Origin of the sequence: Pseudomonas sp. PSE14, assembly GCF_029203285.1 — a bacterium.
GTDB lineage: Bacteria > Pseudomonadota > Gammaproteobacteria > Pseudomonadales > Pseudomonadaceae > Pseudomonas.
Genome location: NZ_CP115669.1, coordinates 1,162,586 through 1,178,975, shown reverse-complemented (window position 1 = coordinate 1,178,975; position 16,390 = coordinate 1,162,586). Strand labels below are relative to the sequence as shown.

The following is a 16,390-nucleotide window of genomic DNA, read 5'->3' as shown; positions in this document are numbered from 1 at the left end:
CTCAACGCAGTTTCAACGTAGCCAGGCCGATCAGCACGAGAATCACCGTGATGATCCAGAAGCGCACGATCACGCGCGGCTCCGGCCAGCCCTTGAGTTCGAAGTGATGGTGAATCGGCGCCATGCGGAATACCCGCTTGCCGGTCAGCTTGAAGGAGGCGACCTGGATCACCACCGACAGGGTTTCCATGACGAACACCCCGCCCATGATGAACAGCACGATTTCCTGGCGGACGATCACCGCGATGGTGCCCAGCGCGGCGCCGAGGGCCAGCGCGCCGACGTCGCCCATGAAGACCTGCGCCGGGTAGGTGTTGAACCAGAGGAAGCCCAGCCCCGCGCCAACGATGGCGGCGCAGAAGATGATCAGTTCGCCCGCCCCCGGAACGCTGGGGATCAGCAGGTATTCGGCGAATTTGATGTTGCCCGACAGGTAGCAGAAGATGCCCAGCGCGCCGCCGACCATCACGGTGGGCATGATGGCCAGGCCATCGAGACCGTCAGTCAGGTTCACCGCGTTGCTGGAGCCGACGATCACGAAGTAGGTCAGCACGACGAAGAAGATGCCCAGCGGGATCTCGACGTTCTTCAGCATCGGCACGATCAGGGTGGTCTCGATCGGGGTCTCGGCGGTCATATAAAGGAAGATCGCAGCGCCCAGGCCGAATACCGACTGCCAGAAATACTTCCAGCGGCTCGGCAGGCCGCGGGAGTTCTTCTCGATCACCTTGCGGTAGTCATCCACCCAGCCGACGGCGCCGAACAGCAGGGTCACGGCGAGCACGACCCAGACGTAGCGGTTCGACCAGTCGGCCCACAACAGGGTGCTGATGGCGATGGCGGTAAGGATCAGCGCACCACCCATGGTCGGGGTGCCTTTCTTCGACAGGTGAGATTGCGGACCGTCGTTGCGCACCGCCTGGCCGATCTGGCGGATCTGCAGGGTGCGAATCATCCACGGTCCCAGCCACAGGGACAGGACGAGCGCGGTCAGTACGCTCAGAATGCCGCGCAGGGTCAGGTACTGGAAGACGCCGAAGCCCTTGTAGAACTGTTGCAGGTACTCGGCGAGCAGCAGCAGCATTTAGTGACTCTCCTCGGAGGATGCGCACAACGCCGCGACGACTTTGTCCATCGCCGCGCTGCGGGAACCCTTGATCAAAATGGTGGTTGTCGATGCTTCGTCGGCCAGGGCACTTATCAGGCTGGCCTGATCGGCGAAATGCCGGCCCGCGGAACCGAACGCCTGCACGGCGTGGCTCATGAGCGGTCCGACGGCATAGAGCGCGGTGACTTTGCCCACGGCATAAGCCCCCACTTCACGGTGGGAAGACTCAGCCCAGGCCCCCAGCTCGCCCATGTCCCCAAGGACGAGGACGGTCCGGCCGGAAAAGCCGGCGAGTATATCAATCGCGGCGCAGATTGAAGCCGGGTTGGCGTTGTAGCTGTCGTCGATCACTCGCATGCCATTCGTCGCCAGTTGGGCTACGGCGCGGCCTTTGACCGGCTGCAGGCTCTGCAGGCCGGAAACGATCCCGACCAGCGGCACGCCGAGGGCGTGAGCGGCAGCGGCGGCGGCCAGGGCGTTGGAAACGTTGTGCTCACCCAGCAGGTTCAGCTGGATGCGCGCCTCGCCCGCCGGGCCGCGCAGGGTGAAGCCGGGGCAACCGCGGGCATCACGCTGCACATCGCTGGCGCGGAAGTCCGCACGTTCGTCGTGCAGGCCGAAGCTGGAGACGCGCCGGCCCGCGGCGCGATTCGTCCAGGTGTCGAACGCCGGATCGTCGCGGTTGAGAATGGCCACACCGTCGCTGGCCAGGCCTTCGAGAATCTCACCCTTGGCCAGGACGATCTTGTCCTGCCCACCGAACTCGCCCACGTGAGCGGTACCGGCGTTGGTGATGATGGCAACGTGTGGGCGGGTCAGGCCGACGGTGTAAGCGATCTCGCCGATCCGCGAGGCGCCCAGCTCGATGACCGCGCTCTTGTGCTCCGGCGCCAGCTGCAACAGGGTCAGCGGTGCGCCCAGATCGTTGTTCAGGTTGCCACGGGTCGCCAGGACATCGCCCTGGGTACGCAGGATGCTGGCAAGCATTTCCTTCACGGTGGTCTTGCCGCTGGAACCGGTGACAGCGGCGACACGGCCGGTGAAGGCATTGCGGTTCAGCGCACCCAGTTGACCCAGCGCCACGCGAGTATCGCTCACCACCAGTTGCGGCAGCGGTGCACCAGCGACTTCGCGCTCCACCAGCGCGGCAACGGCGCCCTTGGCGGCGACGTCGGCCAGATAGTCATGACCGTCGAAACGCGGACCGGTCAGCGCGATGAACAGCTGGCCCGGCACGATGGCGCGGCTGTCGGTGCTCACGGCATCGAAGGTAACGTCCGCGCCAACCACGCGGCCATTGAGTGCGCCGGCAACTTCGTTGAGCGACAGGGGCTTAAGCACGCTTCACCTCCCAGGCAGCCAGCGCCTTGGCGGCTTGATCCAGATCGGAGAACGGATGGCGTACGCCGTCGATCTCCTGGTAATCCTCGTGTCCCTTGCCGGCCAGCAGCACGACGTCATCCACACCAGCCGAAGCGATCAGGCGAGCAATGGCCTCGCCACGACCGGGAACGAACTCGACCGCATCGGGCTTGGCGAAACCGGCACGGATGTCGGCGATGATCGCATCGCTCTTCTCAGTGCGCGGGTTGTCGTCGGTGACCAGCACACGGTCGGCGTACTGCTCGGCAATCTGCGCCATGATCGGGCGCTTGCCGCTGTCGCGGTCGCCACCGCAGCCGAACAGGCAAAGCAGTTGACCGTGCACGTGCGGACGCAGGGCCAGCAGGACTTTTTCCAGAGCATCCGGGGTGTGGGCGTAATCCACCACCACCAGCGGCTTGTCGCCGCCACCCAGACGCTGCATGCGACCGATCGGCCCTTCCAGCTGCGGCAGCACGGCGAGCACCTCGCCCAGCGGGTAGTCCAGACCGAGCAGCGCGCCGACCACGGCCAGCAGGTTGCTCAGGTTGAACTTGCCCAGCAGGGAGCTGCGCAGCAAGCCTTCGCCTTGCGGAGTGACGATCTGCGCCTGCACGCCGGCGTCGCTGAACGTCGCTTCGCGGCAATAGATGTAGGCCGACGGGTCGATCAGGCTGTAACCCATCAGGCGCGACTCCTGGGACTCGGCGGCTAGCTGGCGGCCGAAATCGTCGTCCAGGTTGATCACCCGGCAGCGCAGGCCCGGCCAGGCGAACAGCTTGGCCTTGGCGTCGCCGTAGGCTTCCATGGAACCGTGGTAGTCCAGATGGTCGCGGGACAGGTTGGTGAACACCGCCACGTCGAAGCCCAGCGCCGCTACACGACCCTGTTCCAGCCCGTGGGAAGAGACCTCCATGGCTACCGCCTTGGCGCCGGCCTGCTTCAGGCGCGCCAGGGTCGCCTGCACGGCGAGCGGGTCGGGAGTGGTATGGCGACCGCTTTCCAGCGCGCCATAGAAACCGGTGCCAAGGGTACCGACGATGCCGCAGCGCTCGCCCAGCAGGTCCAGCGCCTGGGCGACCAATTGGCTGACGCTGGTCTTGCCGTTGGTACCGGTCACACCGACCAGGTCGACGCCACGGCTCGGCTCGCCATAGAAGCGCCCGGCAATGGCAGACAACTGCTTGGCCAGACCCTTGATGGCGATCATCGGCACATCGCTGGTCGGCAGATCGACGGCGCCTTCCGCTTCGTAAGCGACGGCGGCGGCACCCTGAGTGAGCGCCGCGGCAATGTGCGCGCGGCCATCCTGGCGACCACCCGGCACGGCCAGGAACAGGTCACCCGGCTTCACGGTGCGGCTATCCAGGGTCAGCTCGCGGATCAGCTCGCCGCTTTCAGCTTGCAGCAGCAGTTGGTTCAGGCTCATCGGCATCAGCCACGCCCTCCTTTGGTAGCGGGCGCAGCATCGGCTTGCTGCTGTGGAGCCGCCGGCGGCAGATTGTCCGGCGGCACGTTCATCAGGCGCAGCGTGCCGGACATCACCTTGCTGAACACCGGCGCGGAAACCAGGCCACCGAAGTAGCCGGCCTTGCTGGGTTCATCGATGACCACTACGGCGACATAGCGCGGATTGCTCATCGGCGCGAAGCCGGCGAACAGGGAGCGGTAGGAGTTCTCGGCGTAGCCCTTGGTGCCGACCTGGGCCTTACGCGCGGTACCGGACTTGCCGGCCACGTGATAGCCCGGCACCTGGGCACGGTAAACGCCATTGGGCGCCTCGATGACCTGCTGGAGCATGCCCTGCATAGTCTTGGCGACTGGCTCGGGGATGACCTGGGTCGAGTCGGCCGGACGATCGGCGCGGACCATGGTCAGCGGCACGCTGCGGCCATTGTTGGCCAGCGCCCCGTAAGCATGGGCCAACTGGATGGCGGTAACGGACAGGCCGTAGCCGTAGGACAGGGTTGCGGTTTCGGCCTTGCGCCACTCGCGGTAGTTCGGCAGGTTGCCGACGCGCTCGCCGGGGAAGCCCAGGCCGGTGTCCTGGCCGAGGCCGACCTTCTGCATCAGGCTATAAATGGCTTCGCCGCCGATATCGAAGGCGACCTTGCTCATGCCCACGTTACTGGAGCGGATCAGGATGCCGGTCAGGTCCAGCACCGGTCCTTCGGTACGGGATACGTCGCGAATGGTATAGCGGCCGATCTGCAGGGTACCGGGGTAGACCTCGACCTTGTCGGTGGGCTTCCAGCGACCGGTCTCCAGCGCCGCGCTCATGGAGAACGGCTTCATGGTCGAGCCCGGCTCGAACACGTCGATCATGGCGCGGTTGCGCATCATCGCCGGCTGCAGGTTGCGGCGGTTGTTCGGGTTGTAGGTCGGCTGGTTGGCCATGGCCAGCACTTCGCCGGTCTTCACGTCGAGGATCACCAGGCTGCCGGCCTTGGCGCCGTTCTCCACCAGCGCGTTGCGCAGTTCGCGGTTGGCGAGGTACTGCAGGCGCAGGTCGATGGACAGGGCCAGGGTCTTGCCCGCCTTGGCGTTGCGGGTGACCTGTACGTCCCGGATCAAGTGGCCACGGCGGTCCTTGAGCACCTGGCGCTTGCCTGGCACGCCGGCCAGCCAGCTGTCGAAGGCCAGTTCCACGCCCTCGCGACCGCGATCGTCGACGTCAGTGAAGCCCACCACCTGGGCAGCCACTTCACCGGCGGGATAGAAACGACGGAACTCTTCAACCGAGTACACGCCGGGAATACGGTGAGCCTTCACCTGGGCCATAACGGCTTCGCCCTGCTCCGGGGTCAGGCCACGGACCAGGTAGATGAACTCCTTGTCGGCATTCTGATCCAGGCGCTCCGCCAGAGCGGCTTGCGGCTGCCCCAGCGCATCGGCCAGGAAGCCCCACTTGCCGCGTTCGAGCACCAATTCCTTGGGGTTGGCCCAGAGCGTGGCGACCGGCGTACTGACGGCCAGCGGCTCACCGTTGCGATCTGTGATCAGGCCGCGGTGCGCGGGGATGGAGATGTGGCGCACGCTGCGCGCATCGCCCTGCCCCTTGAGGAAGTCATGATCGATGACATGCAGGTCGACGATGCGCCAGGCGATGGCCGCCACCATCGCCAGCAGCAGGCAGACGACGACGCGGAAGCGCCAGGGGTAGCGAGCTCCGGGCAAGTGCTTCATGGCGCCACCATGATGACTTCGGTCGGATCGGGCACGCGCATCTTCAACTGGTCGGTCGCCAGTGCTTCGATGCGGCTATGCGCGGTCCAGGTGCTCTGTTCGAGAATCAGCCGGCCATACTCGGCCTGCGCCTTGTCACGCACGCTGAGTTCGGTGTACAGGGAATTGAGCAACTGGCGGTTCCAGTACGCGCTATAGGACACGGAGATCGCCGACAGCAGCACGCCAATGAACAGCAGCAACATGAAGAAGCTGCCGGTCGGCAGGCGCTTGGCGAAGAGGCGGCTCATCTCAGCTTCTCCGCAATGCGCATGACGGCGCTACGCGAACGCGGGTTGGCCTTGAGCTCGGCCTCGGAGGCGTAGACCGGCTTGCCGATCAGCTTCAGACGCGGCTCGAAAGGCTTCACCTGGATCGGCAGGTTGCGCGGCAGGTTGTCCGCCTCGCCCTTGGCGTGCTTGCGCATGAACTGCTTGACGATACGGTCTTCCAGCGAGTGGAAGCTGATCACCACCAGGCGGCCGCCGACGGCCAGGCCTTCCAGCGCGGCATCGAGGCCACGCTCCAGATCGCCCAGTTCGTTGTTGATGAAGATCCGCAGCCCCTGAAAGGCACGGGTCGCCGGATTCTTGCCCTTTTCCCAGGCCGGATTGGCCTCGGTGATCACGGCCGCCAGGTCAGCGGTGCGCTCGAAGGGCTTCTCCGCACGGCGCTGCACGATGGCGCGGGCCATGCGCTTGGCAAAGCGTTCTTCGCCGTAGTCCTTGAACACGCGGGCGATCTCGTCCTCGGCGGCGCTGGCGATCCACTGCGCGGCGCTGACGCCCTGGTCCGGATTCATGCGCATGTCCAGCGGGCCATCATTGAGGAAGCTGAAGCCGCGCTCCGGGTCATCCAGTTGCGGCGAGGACACGCCCAGGTCCAGCAGGACGCCGTTCACGCGGCCCTGCAGGCCGCGCGCGGTGAACTCTTCCGCCATCTCGGCGAAGGACCTTTGCACAATGACGAAGCGGCCGTCTTCGGCCGCCAGTGTTTTTCCCGTCGCGATCGCTTGGGGGTCTTTATCGAACCCGAGCAGTTGACCACCCGGGCCGAGCTTGCCGAGCAAGGCGCGACTGTGCCCTCCCCTTCCGAAGGTTCCGTCCACATAGCGGCCGCCCTCCACGGGAGCCAGTGCTTCGACGGCCTCCTCGAGTAGAACGGTGATGTGTTGGAAGGTACTGGTCACAGGCAGGCTCACAGAATAAGGTCGCGCAATTCGTCCGGCAGGCCGCCGGGCTCTTTAATGGCTGCGAGGTCGGCCTCGGCAACCGCATTCCACTTGTCTTCGTCCCACAGCTGGAACTTGTTCAGCTGGCCGACCAGCATCGCCCGCTTGTCCAGGCCGGCGTATTCGCGCAGGCGCGGAGGAACGAGAAAACGCCCGGCGCTATCGAGCTCCAGGTCCACGGCATTACCAATCAGCAAACGCTGCAGGCGCCGCGTTTCTTCACGCAGCGATGGCAGTTCGCGCAGCTTGGCTTCGATGAGTTCCCATTCAGGGAGGGGGTATACGGTGAGGCAGGTGTCGACAGCGTCGATAGTAACGATGAGCTGGCCATTGCAACGCGAAACGAGCTCGTCACGATACCGACTCGGCATCGCGAGGCGCCCTTTGGCGTCGAGACTAATGGCGTTAGCTCCGCGAAACACGTCAGCGCTTCCCCTGTGGTTGGCTATCCATGCCTGTTGATCCCACTTTTACCCACTTCGTACCACTTCCGCACACTATAGAAATCCGCGCTCCCCACCGTCAAGGCGAGCCAGAGAGGAAAAATCCTTACAGGACCGAGATTTAGCGTGCTTTTGGAAGGTTTCGGGGGGAAATTTGACGCGCTTAGAAAGAGAAAAGCCCAGTGTTTTCAAAACACTGGGCTTTCATACTTAAAGTGATTTCTCAACTTTGTAACTTCTTCCAATCAGCGACAAATGGTCATCGTGGGAAGAAGTGGGGGAAAAGTGCTGAGAGTCGGTCTGTAAGCCGGGTTCTGTCGAGGACAGCCATTCCTCTGGGACATTCATCACTGAATGCCTCAAGCGACCTACCCGAATCCAACGCGGGCCGCGCCAATGGATTCCTATTTGGTCTTGCTCCGAGTGGGGTTTACCTAGCCACGAACTGTTGCCAGCCGTGCGGTGCGCTCTTACCGCACCTTTTCACCCTTACCGGCGCTGTTGCGCTTAGGCGGTTATTTTCTGTGGCACTTTCCGTAGGCTCACGCCTCCCAGGCGTTACCTGGCACTCTGCCCTATGGAGCCCGGACTTTCCTCCATCCCGTGATGGAACACCACGAAACAGCGACTGTCCAACCAACTCTCAGTCCGTAAGGTTAGCGGCTGACGACGCGCAGAACAAGCTCAAGCCTTGCCTTGGCGCTCCAGTGCGATCTGGTACAGCTGGTTCTTGCGCGCCCCGGTGATCTCCGCCGCCAGCGCCGCCGCGCGCTTCACCGGCAATTCGGCCAGCAGCAGATCGAGCACGCGCAACGTCTGCGCATCCACCACCTCATCACCTTCCGGCGCTGGCCTGCCCGCCACCAACAGCACACATTCGCCACGTTGCTGGTTGCCGTCTGCAGCAACGAACTCGCGCAACTCGCCCAGCGGGAGCCCCTTCAGGGTTTCGAAAGTCTTGGTCAGCTCGCGTGCCAGCAATGCCGGCCGATCATCGCCGAAGATCGCCGCCATGTCCTCGATGCACTCCAGCACGCGATGCGGCGCCTCGTAGAAGATCAGAGTGCGCGGCTCGTCCACCAGTGCCTCCAGCCGCCCACGACGACCGGCCATCTTGGCCGGAAGGAAGCCTTCGAAGACGAAGCGGTCCGACGGCAGCCCGGCGGCGGACAGCGCGGCGATCAACGCGCAGGCGCCCGGCACCGGAACCACCGTGATGCCTGCAGCGCGCGCCTGGCGCACCAGGTGATAGCCCGGGTCGGAGATCAGCGGAGTGCCTGCATCGGAGATCAGCGCAACGTCCTCGCCGGCCTGCAGCTTGGCCAGAAAGCGGCCACCCTGCTCGCGCTCGTTGTGCTCGTGGCACGCCGCCAGCGGAGTTTCGATGCCGAAATGCTGCAGCAGGCGCACCGAATGACGAGTGTCTTCGGCGGCGATGAGCGACACGTCGGCCAGCACCTTGAGCGCCCGGGCGCTGATGTCGTCCAGGTTGCCGATGGGGGTAGCCACCACATAAAGAGTGCCAAGTGTCACGCGCTAACCTCGCCGGAAGTATCTGAAAAAGCCGCATTGTATCCCGATTCCGGCAGCCGCCATCGCGTCCCCCTCGCCGCTTGGGTACAATCGGCAGTTCTTTGAATGCGTCACGAGAAGCCCGATATGATCGCTCGCCTGCGTCCGCTTTCCGCTCTGTTCCTTGCCGGCATGCTCGCCGCCTGCGCCTCTTCCCCGTCGTCCAACCTCGGCGAACTGCCGCGCACCCCTGACGCCAGCATCGAACAGCTGCTACAGCAGGCCTCCACCGCCAAGCCCGACGAAGCCGCCGTGCTGCGCCTTTCCGCCGCTGACCTTGCGTACAAGCAGAAGGACTTCGGCCGCTCCACCCAGATCCTCGACCAGACCCCGATGGATAGCCTGAAGCCGGCCCAGCAGGTCTTTGCCAGCACCCTGCGCGCCCAGCTCGAACTGGCCCGCAACAAGCCCAAGGCCGCCCTGAAGGCATTCGAGAATCCGAATTTCCAGCGCCTGGGCGAAATGCCGACCGACCTGCAAGCGCGCGCCGGCATGGTCAAGTCCCTGGCACTGGCCGCCGACGGCCAGGCCCTGAGCGCCGCCCGCGAGCGCGTGTTCATCGACCCGCTGCTCAACGCCGAAGCCAGCAAGAGCAACCATGAAGCCATCTGGGGCCTGGTCTCCAGCCTGCCGGCCGAGCAACTGCAGCCCAGCGCCAACGAAGGCGACCTGAACGGCTGGCTGGAGCTGGCACGCATCACCAAGACCTCCTCGACGCTGAAGGAACAGCAGTCCAACATCGACAAGTGGGTCGCCCAGAACCCCGATCACCCGGCCGCCAAGCAACTGCCTGACGCCCTGACCAAGCTGAAATCCCTGGCCGCCCAGCCGCTCAACACCATCGCCCTGCTGCTGCCGCAACAAGGCCAGTTGGCCTCGGTATCCCGCGCACTGCAGGATGGATTCCTGGCTGCGCACTACCAGGCCCAGCAAAACGGCCAGGCCCAACCAGCCATCAAGCTCTATGACAGCACCCAGGTCCGCTCGCTGGACGAGTTCTACCGCCAGGCCCAGGCCGACGGCGTGCAACTGGTCGTCGGCCCGCTGGAGAAGAACCTGGTCAAGCAACTGAGCAGCCAGCAGCAACTGCCGATCACCACCCTCGCGCTGAACTACAGCGACGGCAATCAGGAAGGCCCGGCCCAGCTGTTCCAGTTCGGCCTGTCCGCCGAGGACGAAGCCCGTGAAGTCGCCAGCCGCGCCTGGAACGACGGCATGCGTCGCGCCGTGGCCCTGGTGCCGCGCGGCGAGTGGGGCGACCGCGTCCTGGCCTCCTTCAGCCGCAACTGGCAGGCCGCCGGCGGCACCCTGATCGCCGCCGAGCACGTCGACCAGCCGGTAGAACTGGCCCGCCAGATCGCCGACCTGCTGCAACTGCGCCAGAGCGAAGGCCGCGCCAAGCGCCTGCAGGGCGTGCTCGACAGCAGTGTCGACACCCAGCCCTCGCGTCGCCAGGACATCGACTTCATCTTCCTTGCCGCCACCCCGCAGCAGGCTCGCCAGATCAAGCCGACCCTGGCCTTCCAGTACGCGGGCGACCTGCCGGTCTACGCCACGTCCAACCTGTACAGCGGTGTGAACAACCCGGCGCAGGACCAGGACCTGAACGGCATCCGCTTCTGCGAAACCCCCTGGCTGCTGGAGCCGAACAACCCGCTGCGCCAGCAGGTCTCCGCCCAATGGCCGCAAGCCAACGGCAGCCTGGGCCGCCTGTATGCCATGGGTGCCGATGCCTACCAACTGGCCCCGCGCCTGCCGGAACTCAAGGCCGTGCCGAGCATGCAGGTCGACGGCCTGACCGGCACCCTAAGCGTGAATGCCAGCCAGCGCGTCGAGCGCCACCTGCCCTGGGCCGAATTCAAGAATGGGCAGGTGCAGCCGCTGGAGAACAGCGGTATTTGATCGGCAACAGCCCCTCCCAGAAGGCCGGGCGCGAGGCGGAAGCCAGCGCCCGCGCCCACCTCGAACAGCATGGACTGCGCCTGGTGGCGCAGAACTGGACGTGCCGCCGCGGCGAGCTCGATCTGGTCATGCTGGACGGCGATACAGTAGTATTCGTCGAAGTTCGCTCCCGCCGGCATGACGCCTGGGGAGGAGCGCTGGAAAGTGTGGACTCGCGCAAGCGTCAGCGCCTGACCGCCGCCGCCGAACACTTCCTGCAACAGAACGCCCGCTGGAGCAGACACCCCTGCCGGTTCGACATCGTCGCCATCGACCATCGAACCCCAGGCTCCGCAGGGCACTTGAACTGGATCCCCAACGCCTTTGACACCTGATCAGACGCCCGACGAAAGGTCATCCCTGATGGACATGCAATCCCGTATCCGCCAGCTCTTCCATGCCAGCATCGAGACCAAGCAACAGGCCACCGAGGTGCTCATCCCGCATATCGAGCAGGCCAGCATGGTGATGGTCAATGCCCTGCTGAACGAGGGCAAGATTCTCTCCTGCGGCAACGGCGGCTCCGCCGGCGATGCGCAGCACTTCTCTTCCGAACTGCTGAACCGCTTCGAGCGTGAGCGCCCGAGCCTGCCGGCGGTCGCCCTGACCACCGACAGTTCCACCATCACCTCGATCGCCAACGACTACAGCTACAACGAAGTCTTCTCCAAGCAGATCCGCGCCCTGGGCCAGCCCGGCGACGTACTGCTGGCGATTTCCACCAGCGGCAACTCGGCGAACGTCATTCAGGCGATCCAGGCCGCACATGATCGCGAAATGGTTGTCGTAGCACTGACCGGCCGCGACGGCGGCAACATGGCATCGCTGCTGCTGCCCGAAGACGTGGAAATCCGCGTTCCGGCCAAGGTCACCGCACGCATCCAGGAAGTCCACCTGCTGGTCATCCATTGCCTGTGCGACCTCATCGACCGTCAACTGTTCGGGAGTGAAGAATGACCCGTACCCCTCTGATCGCGGCCGCGCTGGCCGTGACCATGGCCCTGGGTGGCTGCACCAGTTTCGTCAGCGCCACCCGCGACAAGCCGATCGACGATGACAAGGGCACCCGCACCCTTGGCAGCAAGATCGACGACTCGCTGATCGAAACCAAGGTGGCGGTGAACATCGCCAAGGCCGATCCGGATCTCGACCGCAATTCCCATGTCGTGGTGATCAGCTACAACGGCGTGGTACTGCTGGCCGGCCAGACGCCGCGCGCCGACCTGAAGAACAAGGCCGAACAGGCCGCCAAGGAAGTGCAGAAGGTCAAGACCGTGCACAACGAGCTGCAGATCCTGCAGCCCTCCTCCCTGGCCGCCCGCAGCAACGACACCTGGCTGACCACCAAGATCAAGAGCCAGATGCTCGCTGACGCGAACGTGCCCTCCACGCGCATCAAGGTCCTGACCGAGAACGGCATCGTCTACATGCTGGGCCTGGTCACCCGCCGCGAAGGCGACCTGGCCACCCAGGTGGTACAGGGCGTGGATGGCGTGCAGAAGATCGTTCGCCTGTTCGAATACATCGACTGAGCGAGCCATTGTTGCAGGCATGAAAAAGGCGACCCTTGGGTCGCCTTTTTTATTACTTCACCACCTTGAGGCTGGGCCGGCCGCTGGGTCGCGGCGGCTCGTCGGATGGACCATCGTCTGGCAGGTCCTCATCGTCGGTCGGCACCGGCGGCTCCAGATCGAAGACCATGCCCTGGCCATTCTCCCGAGCGTAGATGGCCATTACCGCCTGGGACGGAATGTACAGGCTCTGAGCAACACCGCCGAAGCGGCCTTCGAAGCTGACGGCTTCGTTGTCCATCTGCAAGTGGCGCACCGCGGTCGGCGATACGTTGAGCACGATCTGGCCGTCGCTGGCATAGCCCGGCGGCACCCGCACGCCCGGGTACTCGGAATTCACCAGGATATGCGGGGTGCAGCCGTTGTCGACGATCCACTCATAGAGGGCTCGCACGAGGTAGGGACGACTGGAGTTCATCATCGGGCTCCTTAGCGCATATCACGTTCGATAGAGGACAGGCTCGCACGGAAAGTTTCTCGTGCAAACTGCCGCTCCATGTAATCCAGCAACGGTTTGGCCGGGCGCGGCAACTCGATGCCCAGGACCGGCAGCCGCCAGAGAATCGGCAACAAGCAGCAATCCACCAGGCTGAGGTCCTCGCTGAGGAAGAAGGGCTTGTCGGCGAACAGCGGCGATACTCCCGTCAGGCTCTCACGCAATTCCTTTCTCGCCAAGGCACGCTCAGCGTCCTTCTGCCGCGAGTCGAGAATGCGGTCCACCAGAGCGCACCAGTCCCGCTGGATGCGGTGCATCAACAAGCGGCTATTGGCACGGGCCACCGGGTAAACCGGCAGCAACGGCGGGTGTGGATAACGTTCATCGAGGTACTCCATGACCACCGTCGACTCGTAGAGCGAAAGATCGCGATCCACCAGGGTCGGCAGGCTGCCATAGGGGTTCACTTCGGCGAGCTTGGCCGGAATGTTACCGGCCGGTACGTCGATGATATCGGCAACGACGCTCTTCTCGGCCAGCACCAGGCGCACGCGATGGCTGTAATGGCAGGAAGGGTCGGAGAAACAGGTAAGCTTATTGATTGCGGCCATGCCGCGCGCCTCCTCGGGGTGGGAGGTAGAAAGACGCGCGCGCCCCGTAGGGCGCGCGCTTGTTACAGCTGGCAGTGCTTAGTGCACGTCCTTCCAGTATTCACGCTTGAGCAGATAGGCGAACACGAAGAAGAAGGCCAGGAACAGCAGGACGTAGGTGCCGATGCGGTGGGATTCCAGCTTGTTCGGGTCAGCCGAGTAAGCCAGGAAGGTCACCAGGTTCTTCACCTTTTCGTCGAACTGGGCTTCGTTCAGCTGACCGGACTTCGGAACGATGGTCAGTTGATCGCAGGCCTCGTGGGTCAGCGGGGTACCAGTCAGAGGATCGTACTGCTTCTTGCCATCCTCGACGACCTGGACCTGCTTGCAGCCGATGACCTGGCGCCCCTGGACGCTGGCCAGCACGTTCGGCATGCCGACGTTCGGGAAGACCTTGTTGTTCACGCCCCACGGACGCTTGGGATCTTCGTAGAACGAACGCAGGTAGGTGTACAGCCAGTCAGTACCACGCACACGGGCCACCAGAGTCAGGTCCGGCGGAGCAGCACCGAACCATACCTTGGCGTCAGCGGGCTTCATGCCGATGTCCATGTGATCGCCGATCTTCGCACCGGTGAACACCAGGTGGCTCATCATCAGCTCTTCCGGAATACCCAGATCACGACCGACACGCTCATAACGCTGGAATTTGGCGCTGTGGCAGCCCATGCAGTAGTTGGCGAAGGTGCGCGCGCCATCCTGCATGGCAGCCTTGTCGGTCAGATCGATATCGACATGATCGAGTGCCGGGCCATGGCCTTCGGCAGCGAAGCCGAAGACGGGCAGCAGAGCCAGAACAAATGCAGCGAATTGCTTTTTCATCAGCCAGTCACCCTTTCCGGAACCGGTTTGGTTTTCTCCATCCGGGTGTAGAACGGCATCAGGATGAAGAAGGCGAAATACAGAATGGTGCACAGGCGGGACAGCGTGGTGCCCAGCGGCGACGGCGCTTGCGAGCCGTAGTAGCCGAGGATCACGAAGGAAACCGCGAAGATCACCAGCCAGATCTTGCTCAGCCAGCCCTTGTAGCGGATCGAGCGAACCGGGCTACGGTCCAGCCACGGCAGCACGAACAGCACGGCGATGGCGGCGCCCATGGCGATGACACCCATCAGCTTGTCCGGAACGGCGCGCAGGATGGCGTAGAACGGAGTGAAGTACCACACCGGAGCGATGTGCTCGGGGGTCTTGAACTGGTTCGCCATCTCGAAGTTGGGCTTCTCGAGGAAGAAACCGCCCATTTCCGGGAAGAAGAAGATCACGGTGCAGAAGACGAACAGGAAGACCACGACACCGACGATGTCCTTGACGGTGTAGTACGGGTGGAAGGCAATGCCGTCCAGCGGTACGCCGTTCTCGTCCTTCTTCTTCTTGATGTCCACGCCGTCCGGGTTGTTCGAGCCGACTTCGTGCAGCGCCAGGATGTGCAGCACGACCAGGCCGAGCAGGACGATCGGCAGGGCGATCACGTGCAGGGCGAAGAAGCGGTTCAGGGTGATGCCGGAGATCAGGAAGTCACCACGGATCCACTGGGCCAGGTCCTCGCCGACGACCGGAATGGCGCCGAACAGCGAGATGATCACCTGGGCACCCCAGTAGGACATCTGGCCCCAGGGCAGCAGGTAGCCCATGAAGGCCTCGGCCATCAGGGCGAGGTAGATCAGCATGCCGAAGATCCACACCAGCTCGCGCGGCTTCTGGTAGGAGCCGTAGAGCAGGCCACGGAACATGTGCAGGTAGACGACCACGAAGAACGCCGAAGCGCCGGTGGAGTGCATGTAGCGGATGATCCACCCGTAATCGACATCTCGCATGATGTACTCGACGGAGGCGAAAGCCTCTTCCGCCGACGGGGTGAAGCTCATGGTCAGCCAGATACCGGTGAGGATCTGGTTGACCAGCACCAGCAGCGCCAGCGAACCGAAGAAGTACCAGAAGTTGAAGTTCTTCGGGGCGTAATACTTGCTCAGATGGTCTTCCCACATCTTGGTCGCGGGGAAGCGGGCATCGACCCAAGCCATGAACTTGTTCATCAGGCTTTCTCCTGGTCCACACCGATGGTCAATTCATCACCATCAAGCGAATAAGGCGGAATCGGCAGGTTCATCGGAGCGGGTTGCCCCTTGTAAACGCGGCCGGCGAGGTCGTAATGGGAGCCGTGGCAAGGGCAGAAGTAGCCACCCTTCCAATCCGGACCGAGGTCCGCGGGAGCGACTTCAGGGCGGAAGGTCGGCGAGCAGCCCAGGTGGGTGCAGATACCAACGATCACGGCCAGTTCCGGCTTGATCGAACGCACTTTGGGATCGACGTAGGCCGGTTGATCCGAAGCCTTCGACTCGGGGTCGGCCAGTTGCCCTTCGAGGGTCGGCAGCGCGTCCAGCATTTCCTTGGTGCGATGCACCAGGAACACCGGCTTGCCCCGCCACTCAGCGATAACCTGCTGGCCCGGCTCGATCTTCCCTACGTTGACCTTCACCGGCGCGCCAGCGGCCTTCGCCTTGGCACTGGGGAACCATGACCCCACGAACGGGACCGCAGCTCCGACCGCTCCCGCCGCGCCAACCACCGAGGTGGCCGCGACAAGGAAGCGACGCCGGCCTGCATTCACGCCGTCATTACTCATTCAGTCGTCTCCCATCAGCTTCAAGCCTGTTCAGTTCAGGCTTTTAAGTAAAAATTCGAGCCGCGCAAAAAATTCGCCAAATGGTAAAGAAAAGCCCTTGTGCTGACAAGGTAATAGCCAGATACGAAGTTAGCGAAACCCTTGCCGGACGGGGCTCGCGCGGATGCGACACCTTGCCGCACGAACAAATTGAAGACATAAAAAAACGCCCAGTCCAAAGGATCTGGG

The 16,390-nt window shown here is 63.7% G+C and carries 17 protein-coding genes and 1 other RNA gene; 4 read left to right on the top strand and 14 right to left on the bottom strand.

Annotated elements, in window-relative coordinates:
• Position 1 precedes the first annotated feature (1 nt).
• The 9 genes from mraY to rsmI form a co-directional block, all read right to left on the bottom strand.
• Positions 2 to 1,084: a phospho-N-acetylmuramoyl-pentapeptide-transferase gene (gene mraY / locus O6P39_RS05495; RefSeq protein WP_275610391.1), complete on the bottom strand. Its 1,083-nt coding sequence runs from the start codon at positions 1,082 to 1,084 to the stop codon at positions 2 to 4.
• Positions 1,085 to 2,449 carry a UDP-N-acetylmuramoyl-tripeptide--D-alanyl-D-alanine ligase gene (gene murF / locus O6P39_RS05490; protein ID WP_275610390.1) on the bottom strand — a complete coding sequence of 455 codons (1,365 nt, stop codon included), beginning with the start codon at positions 2,447 to 2,449 and terminating at the stop codon, positions 1,085 to 1,087.
• The gene (locus O6P39_RS05485; protein WP_275610389.1) at positions 2,442 to 3,905 is read right to left on the bottom strand and encodes a UDP-N-acetylmuramoyl-L-alanyl-D-glutamate--2,6-diaminopimelate ligase; all 1,464 of its coding nucleotides are present in this window, start codon (positions 3,903 to 3,905) and stop codon (positions 2,442 to 2,444) included. Before O6P39_RS05485 ends, murF begins: the two co-directional genes overlap by 8 nt.
• The gene (locus O6P39_RS05480) at positions 3,905 to 5,656 is read right to left on the bottom strand and encodes a penicillin-binding protein 2 (RefSeq protein WP_275610388.1); all 1,752 of its coding nucleotides are present in this window, start codon (positions 5,654 to 5,656) and stop codon (positions 3,905 to 3,907) included. Before O6P39_RS05480 ends, O6P39_RS05485 begins: the two co-directional genes overlap by 1 nt.
• The gene (gene ftsL, locus O6P39_RS05475) at positions 5,653 to 5,946 is read right to left on the bottom strand and encodes a cell division protein FtsL (protein WP_275610387.1); all 294 of its coding nucleotides are present in this window, start codon (positions 5,944 to 5,946) and stop codon (positions 5,653 to 5,655) included. Before ftsL ends, O6P39_RS05480 begins: the two co-directional genes overlap by 4 nt.
• Complete coding sequence (gene rsmH / locus O6P39_RS05470) at positions 5,943 to 6,884, bottom strand: 16S rRNA (cytosine(1402)-N(4))-methyltransferase RsmH (RefSeq protein WP_275610386.1); 942 nt, start codon at positions 6,882 to 6,884, stop codon at positions 5,943 to 5,945. Before rsmH ends, ftsL begins: the two co-directional genes overlap by 4 nt.
• 8 nt (positions 6,885 to 6,892) lie before the next feature.
• On the bottom strand, positions 6,893 to 7,348 hold the full coding sequence (mraZ, locus tag O6P39_RS05465) for a division/cell wall cluster transcriptional repressor MraZ (protein WP_015475869.1): 456 nt from the start codon (positions 7,346 to 7,348) through the stop codon (positions 6,893 to 6,895).
• Positions 7,349 to 7,656: 308 nt separating this feature from the next.
• Positions 7,657 to 8,013: RNase P RNA component class A (gene rnpB, locus O6P39_RS05460), an RNA gene on the bottom strand.
• 40 nt (positions 8,014 to 8,053) lie between these two features.
• Positions 8,054 to 8,902 (bottom strand): 16S rRNA (cytidine(1402)-2'-O)-methyltransferase, encoded by an 849-nt coding sequence (gene rsmI / locus O6P39_RS05455; protein ID WP_275610385.1) that lies wholly within the window; start codon positions 8,900 to 8,902, stop codon positions 8,054 to 8,056.
• Between the two features lie 126 nt (positions 8,903 to 9,028).
• On the opposite strand from rsmI, the gene O6P39_RS05450 reads away from it, so the two are divergent.
• The 4 genes from O6P39_RS05450 to O6P39_RS05435 are packed head-to-tail and all read left to right on the top strand — an operon-like array spanning position 9,029 to position 12,414.
• On the top strand, positions 9,029 to 10,843 hold the full coding sequence (locus tag O6P39_RS05450; protein WP_275610384.1) for a penicillin-binding protein activator: 1,815 nt from the start codon (positions 9,029 to 9,031) through the stop codon (positions 10,841 to 10,843).
• Entirely contained in the window at positions 10,840 to 11,217 is a 378-nt protein-coding gene (locus O6P39_RS05445) for a YraN family protein (protein ID WP_275610383.1), read from the top strand. Before O6P39_RS05450 ends, O6P39_RS05445 begins: the two co-directional genes overlap by 4 nt.
• A gap of 28 nt (positions 11,218 to 11,245) precedes the next feature.
• On the top strand, positions 11,246 to 11,839 hold the full coding sequence (locus O6P39_RS05440; RefSeq protein ID WP_017518113.1) for a phosphoheptose isomerase: 594 nt from the start codon (positions 11,246 to 11,248) through the stop codon (positions 11,837 to 11,839).
• The gene (locus O6P39_RS05435) at positions 11,836 to 12,414 is read left to right on the top strand and encodes a BON domain-containing protein (RefSeq protein WP_275610382.1); all 579 of its coding nucleotides are present in this window, start codon (positions 11,836 to 11,838) and stop codon (positions 12,412 to 12,414) included. Before O6P39_RS05440 ends, O6P39_RS05435 begins: the two co-directional genes overlap by 4 nt.
• A 52-nt stretch (positions 12,415 to 12,466) precedes the next feature.
• On the opposite strand, the gene O6P39_RS05430 is transcribed toward O6P39_RS05435, so the two are convergent.
• The 5 genes from O6P39_RS05430 to petA all read right to left on the bottom strand — a co-directional run bounded on the left by O6P39_RS05430 (position 12,467) and on the right by petA (position 16,162).
• Positions 12,467 to 12,871: a ClpXP protease specificity-enhancing factor gene (locus O6P39_RS05430; protein WP_207883732.1), complete on the bottom strand. Its 405-nt coding sequence runs from the start codon at positions 12,869 to 12,871 to the stop codon at positions 12,467 to 12,469.
• An 11-nt stretch (positions 12,872 to 12,882) separates the two neighbouring features.
• Positions 12,883 to 13,500 carry a glutathione S-transferase N-terminal domain-containing protein gene (locus O6P39_RS05425; RefSeq protein ID WP_275610381.1) on the bottom strand — a complete coding sequence of 206 codons (618 nt, stop codon included), beginning with the start codon at positions 13,498 to 13,500 and terminating at the stop codon, positions 12,883 to 12,885.
• 78 nt (positions 13,501 to 13,578) lie between these two features.
• On the bottom strand, positions 13,579 to 14,361 hold the full coding sequence (locus O6P39_RS05420; protein ID WP_275610380.1) for a cytochrome c1: 783 nt from the start codon (positions 14,359 to 14,361) through the stop codon (positions 13,579 to 13,581).
• Positions 14,361 to 15,572 (bottom strand): cytochrome bc complex cytochrome b subunit, encoded by a 1,212-nt coding sequence (locus O6P39_RS05415; protein WP_275610379.1) that lies wholly within the window; start codon positions 15,570 to 15,572, stop codon positions 14,361 to 14,363. The genes O6P39_RS05420 and O6P39_RS05415 overlap by 1 nt, the downstream gene beginning before the upstream one ends.
• The gene (gene petA, locus O6P39_RS05410) at positions 15,572 to 16,162 is read right to left on the bottom strand and encodes a ubiquinol-cytochrome c reductase iron-sulfur subunit (protein ID WP_275610378.1); all 591 of its coding nucleotides are present in this window, start codon (positions 16,160 to 16,162) and stop codon (positions 15,572 to 15,574) included. The genes O6P39_RS05415 and petA overlap by 1 nt, the downstream gene beginning before the upstream one ends.
• Positions 16,163 to 16,390 lie beyond the last annotated feature (228 nt).

Coding starts and splice junctions, on each gene's coding strand:
- mraY (WP_275610391.1), bottom strand. CDS start 1,084: ATGCTGCTGCTGCTCGCCGAGTACCTGCAACAGTTCTACAAGGGCTTC.
- O6P39_RS05485 (WP_275610389.1), bottom strand. CDS start 3,905: ATGCCGATGAGCCTGAACCAACTGCTGCTGCAAGCTGAAAGCGGCGAG.
- O6P39_RS05480 (WP_275610388.1), bottom strand. CDS start 5,656: ATGAAGCACTTGCCCGGAGCTCGCTACCCCTGGCGCTTCCGCGTCGTC.
- ftsL (WP_275610387.1), bottom strand. CDS start 5,946: ATGAGCCGCCTCTTCGCCAAGCGCCTGCCGACCGGCAGCTTCTTCATG.
- O6P39_RS05450 (WP_275610384.1), top strand. CDS start 9,029: ATGATCGCTCGCCTGCGTCCGCTTTCCGCTCTGTTCCTTGCCGGCATG.
- O6P39_RS05440 (WP_017518113.1), top strand. CDS start 11,246: ATGGACATGCAATCCCGTATCCGCCAGCTCTTCCATGCCAGCATCGAG.
- O6P39_RS05435 (WP_275610382.1), top strand. CDS start 11,836: ATGACCCGTACCCCTCTGATCGCGGCCGCGCTGGCCGTGACCATGGCC.
- O6P39_RS05430 (WP_207883732.1), bottom strand. CDS start 12,871: ATGAACTCCAGTCGTCCCTACCTCGTGCGAGCCCTCTATGAGTGGATC.
- O6P39_RS05425 (WP_275610381.1), bottom strand. CDS start 13,500: ATGGCCGCAATCAATAAGCTTACCTGTTTCTCCGACCCTTCCTGCCAT.
- O6P39_RS05420 (WP_275610380.1), bottom strand. CDS start 14,361: ATGAAAAAGCAATTCGCTGCATTTGTTCTGGCTCTGCTGCCCGTCTTC.
- O6P39_RS05415 (WP_275610379.1), bottom strand. CDS start 15,572: ATGAACAAGTTCATGGCTTGGGTCGATGCCCGCTTCCCCGCGACCAAG.
- petA (WP_275610378.1), bottom strand. CDS start 16,162: ATGAGTAATGACGGCGTGAATGCAGGCCGGCGTCGCTTCCTTGTCGCG.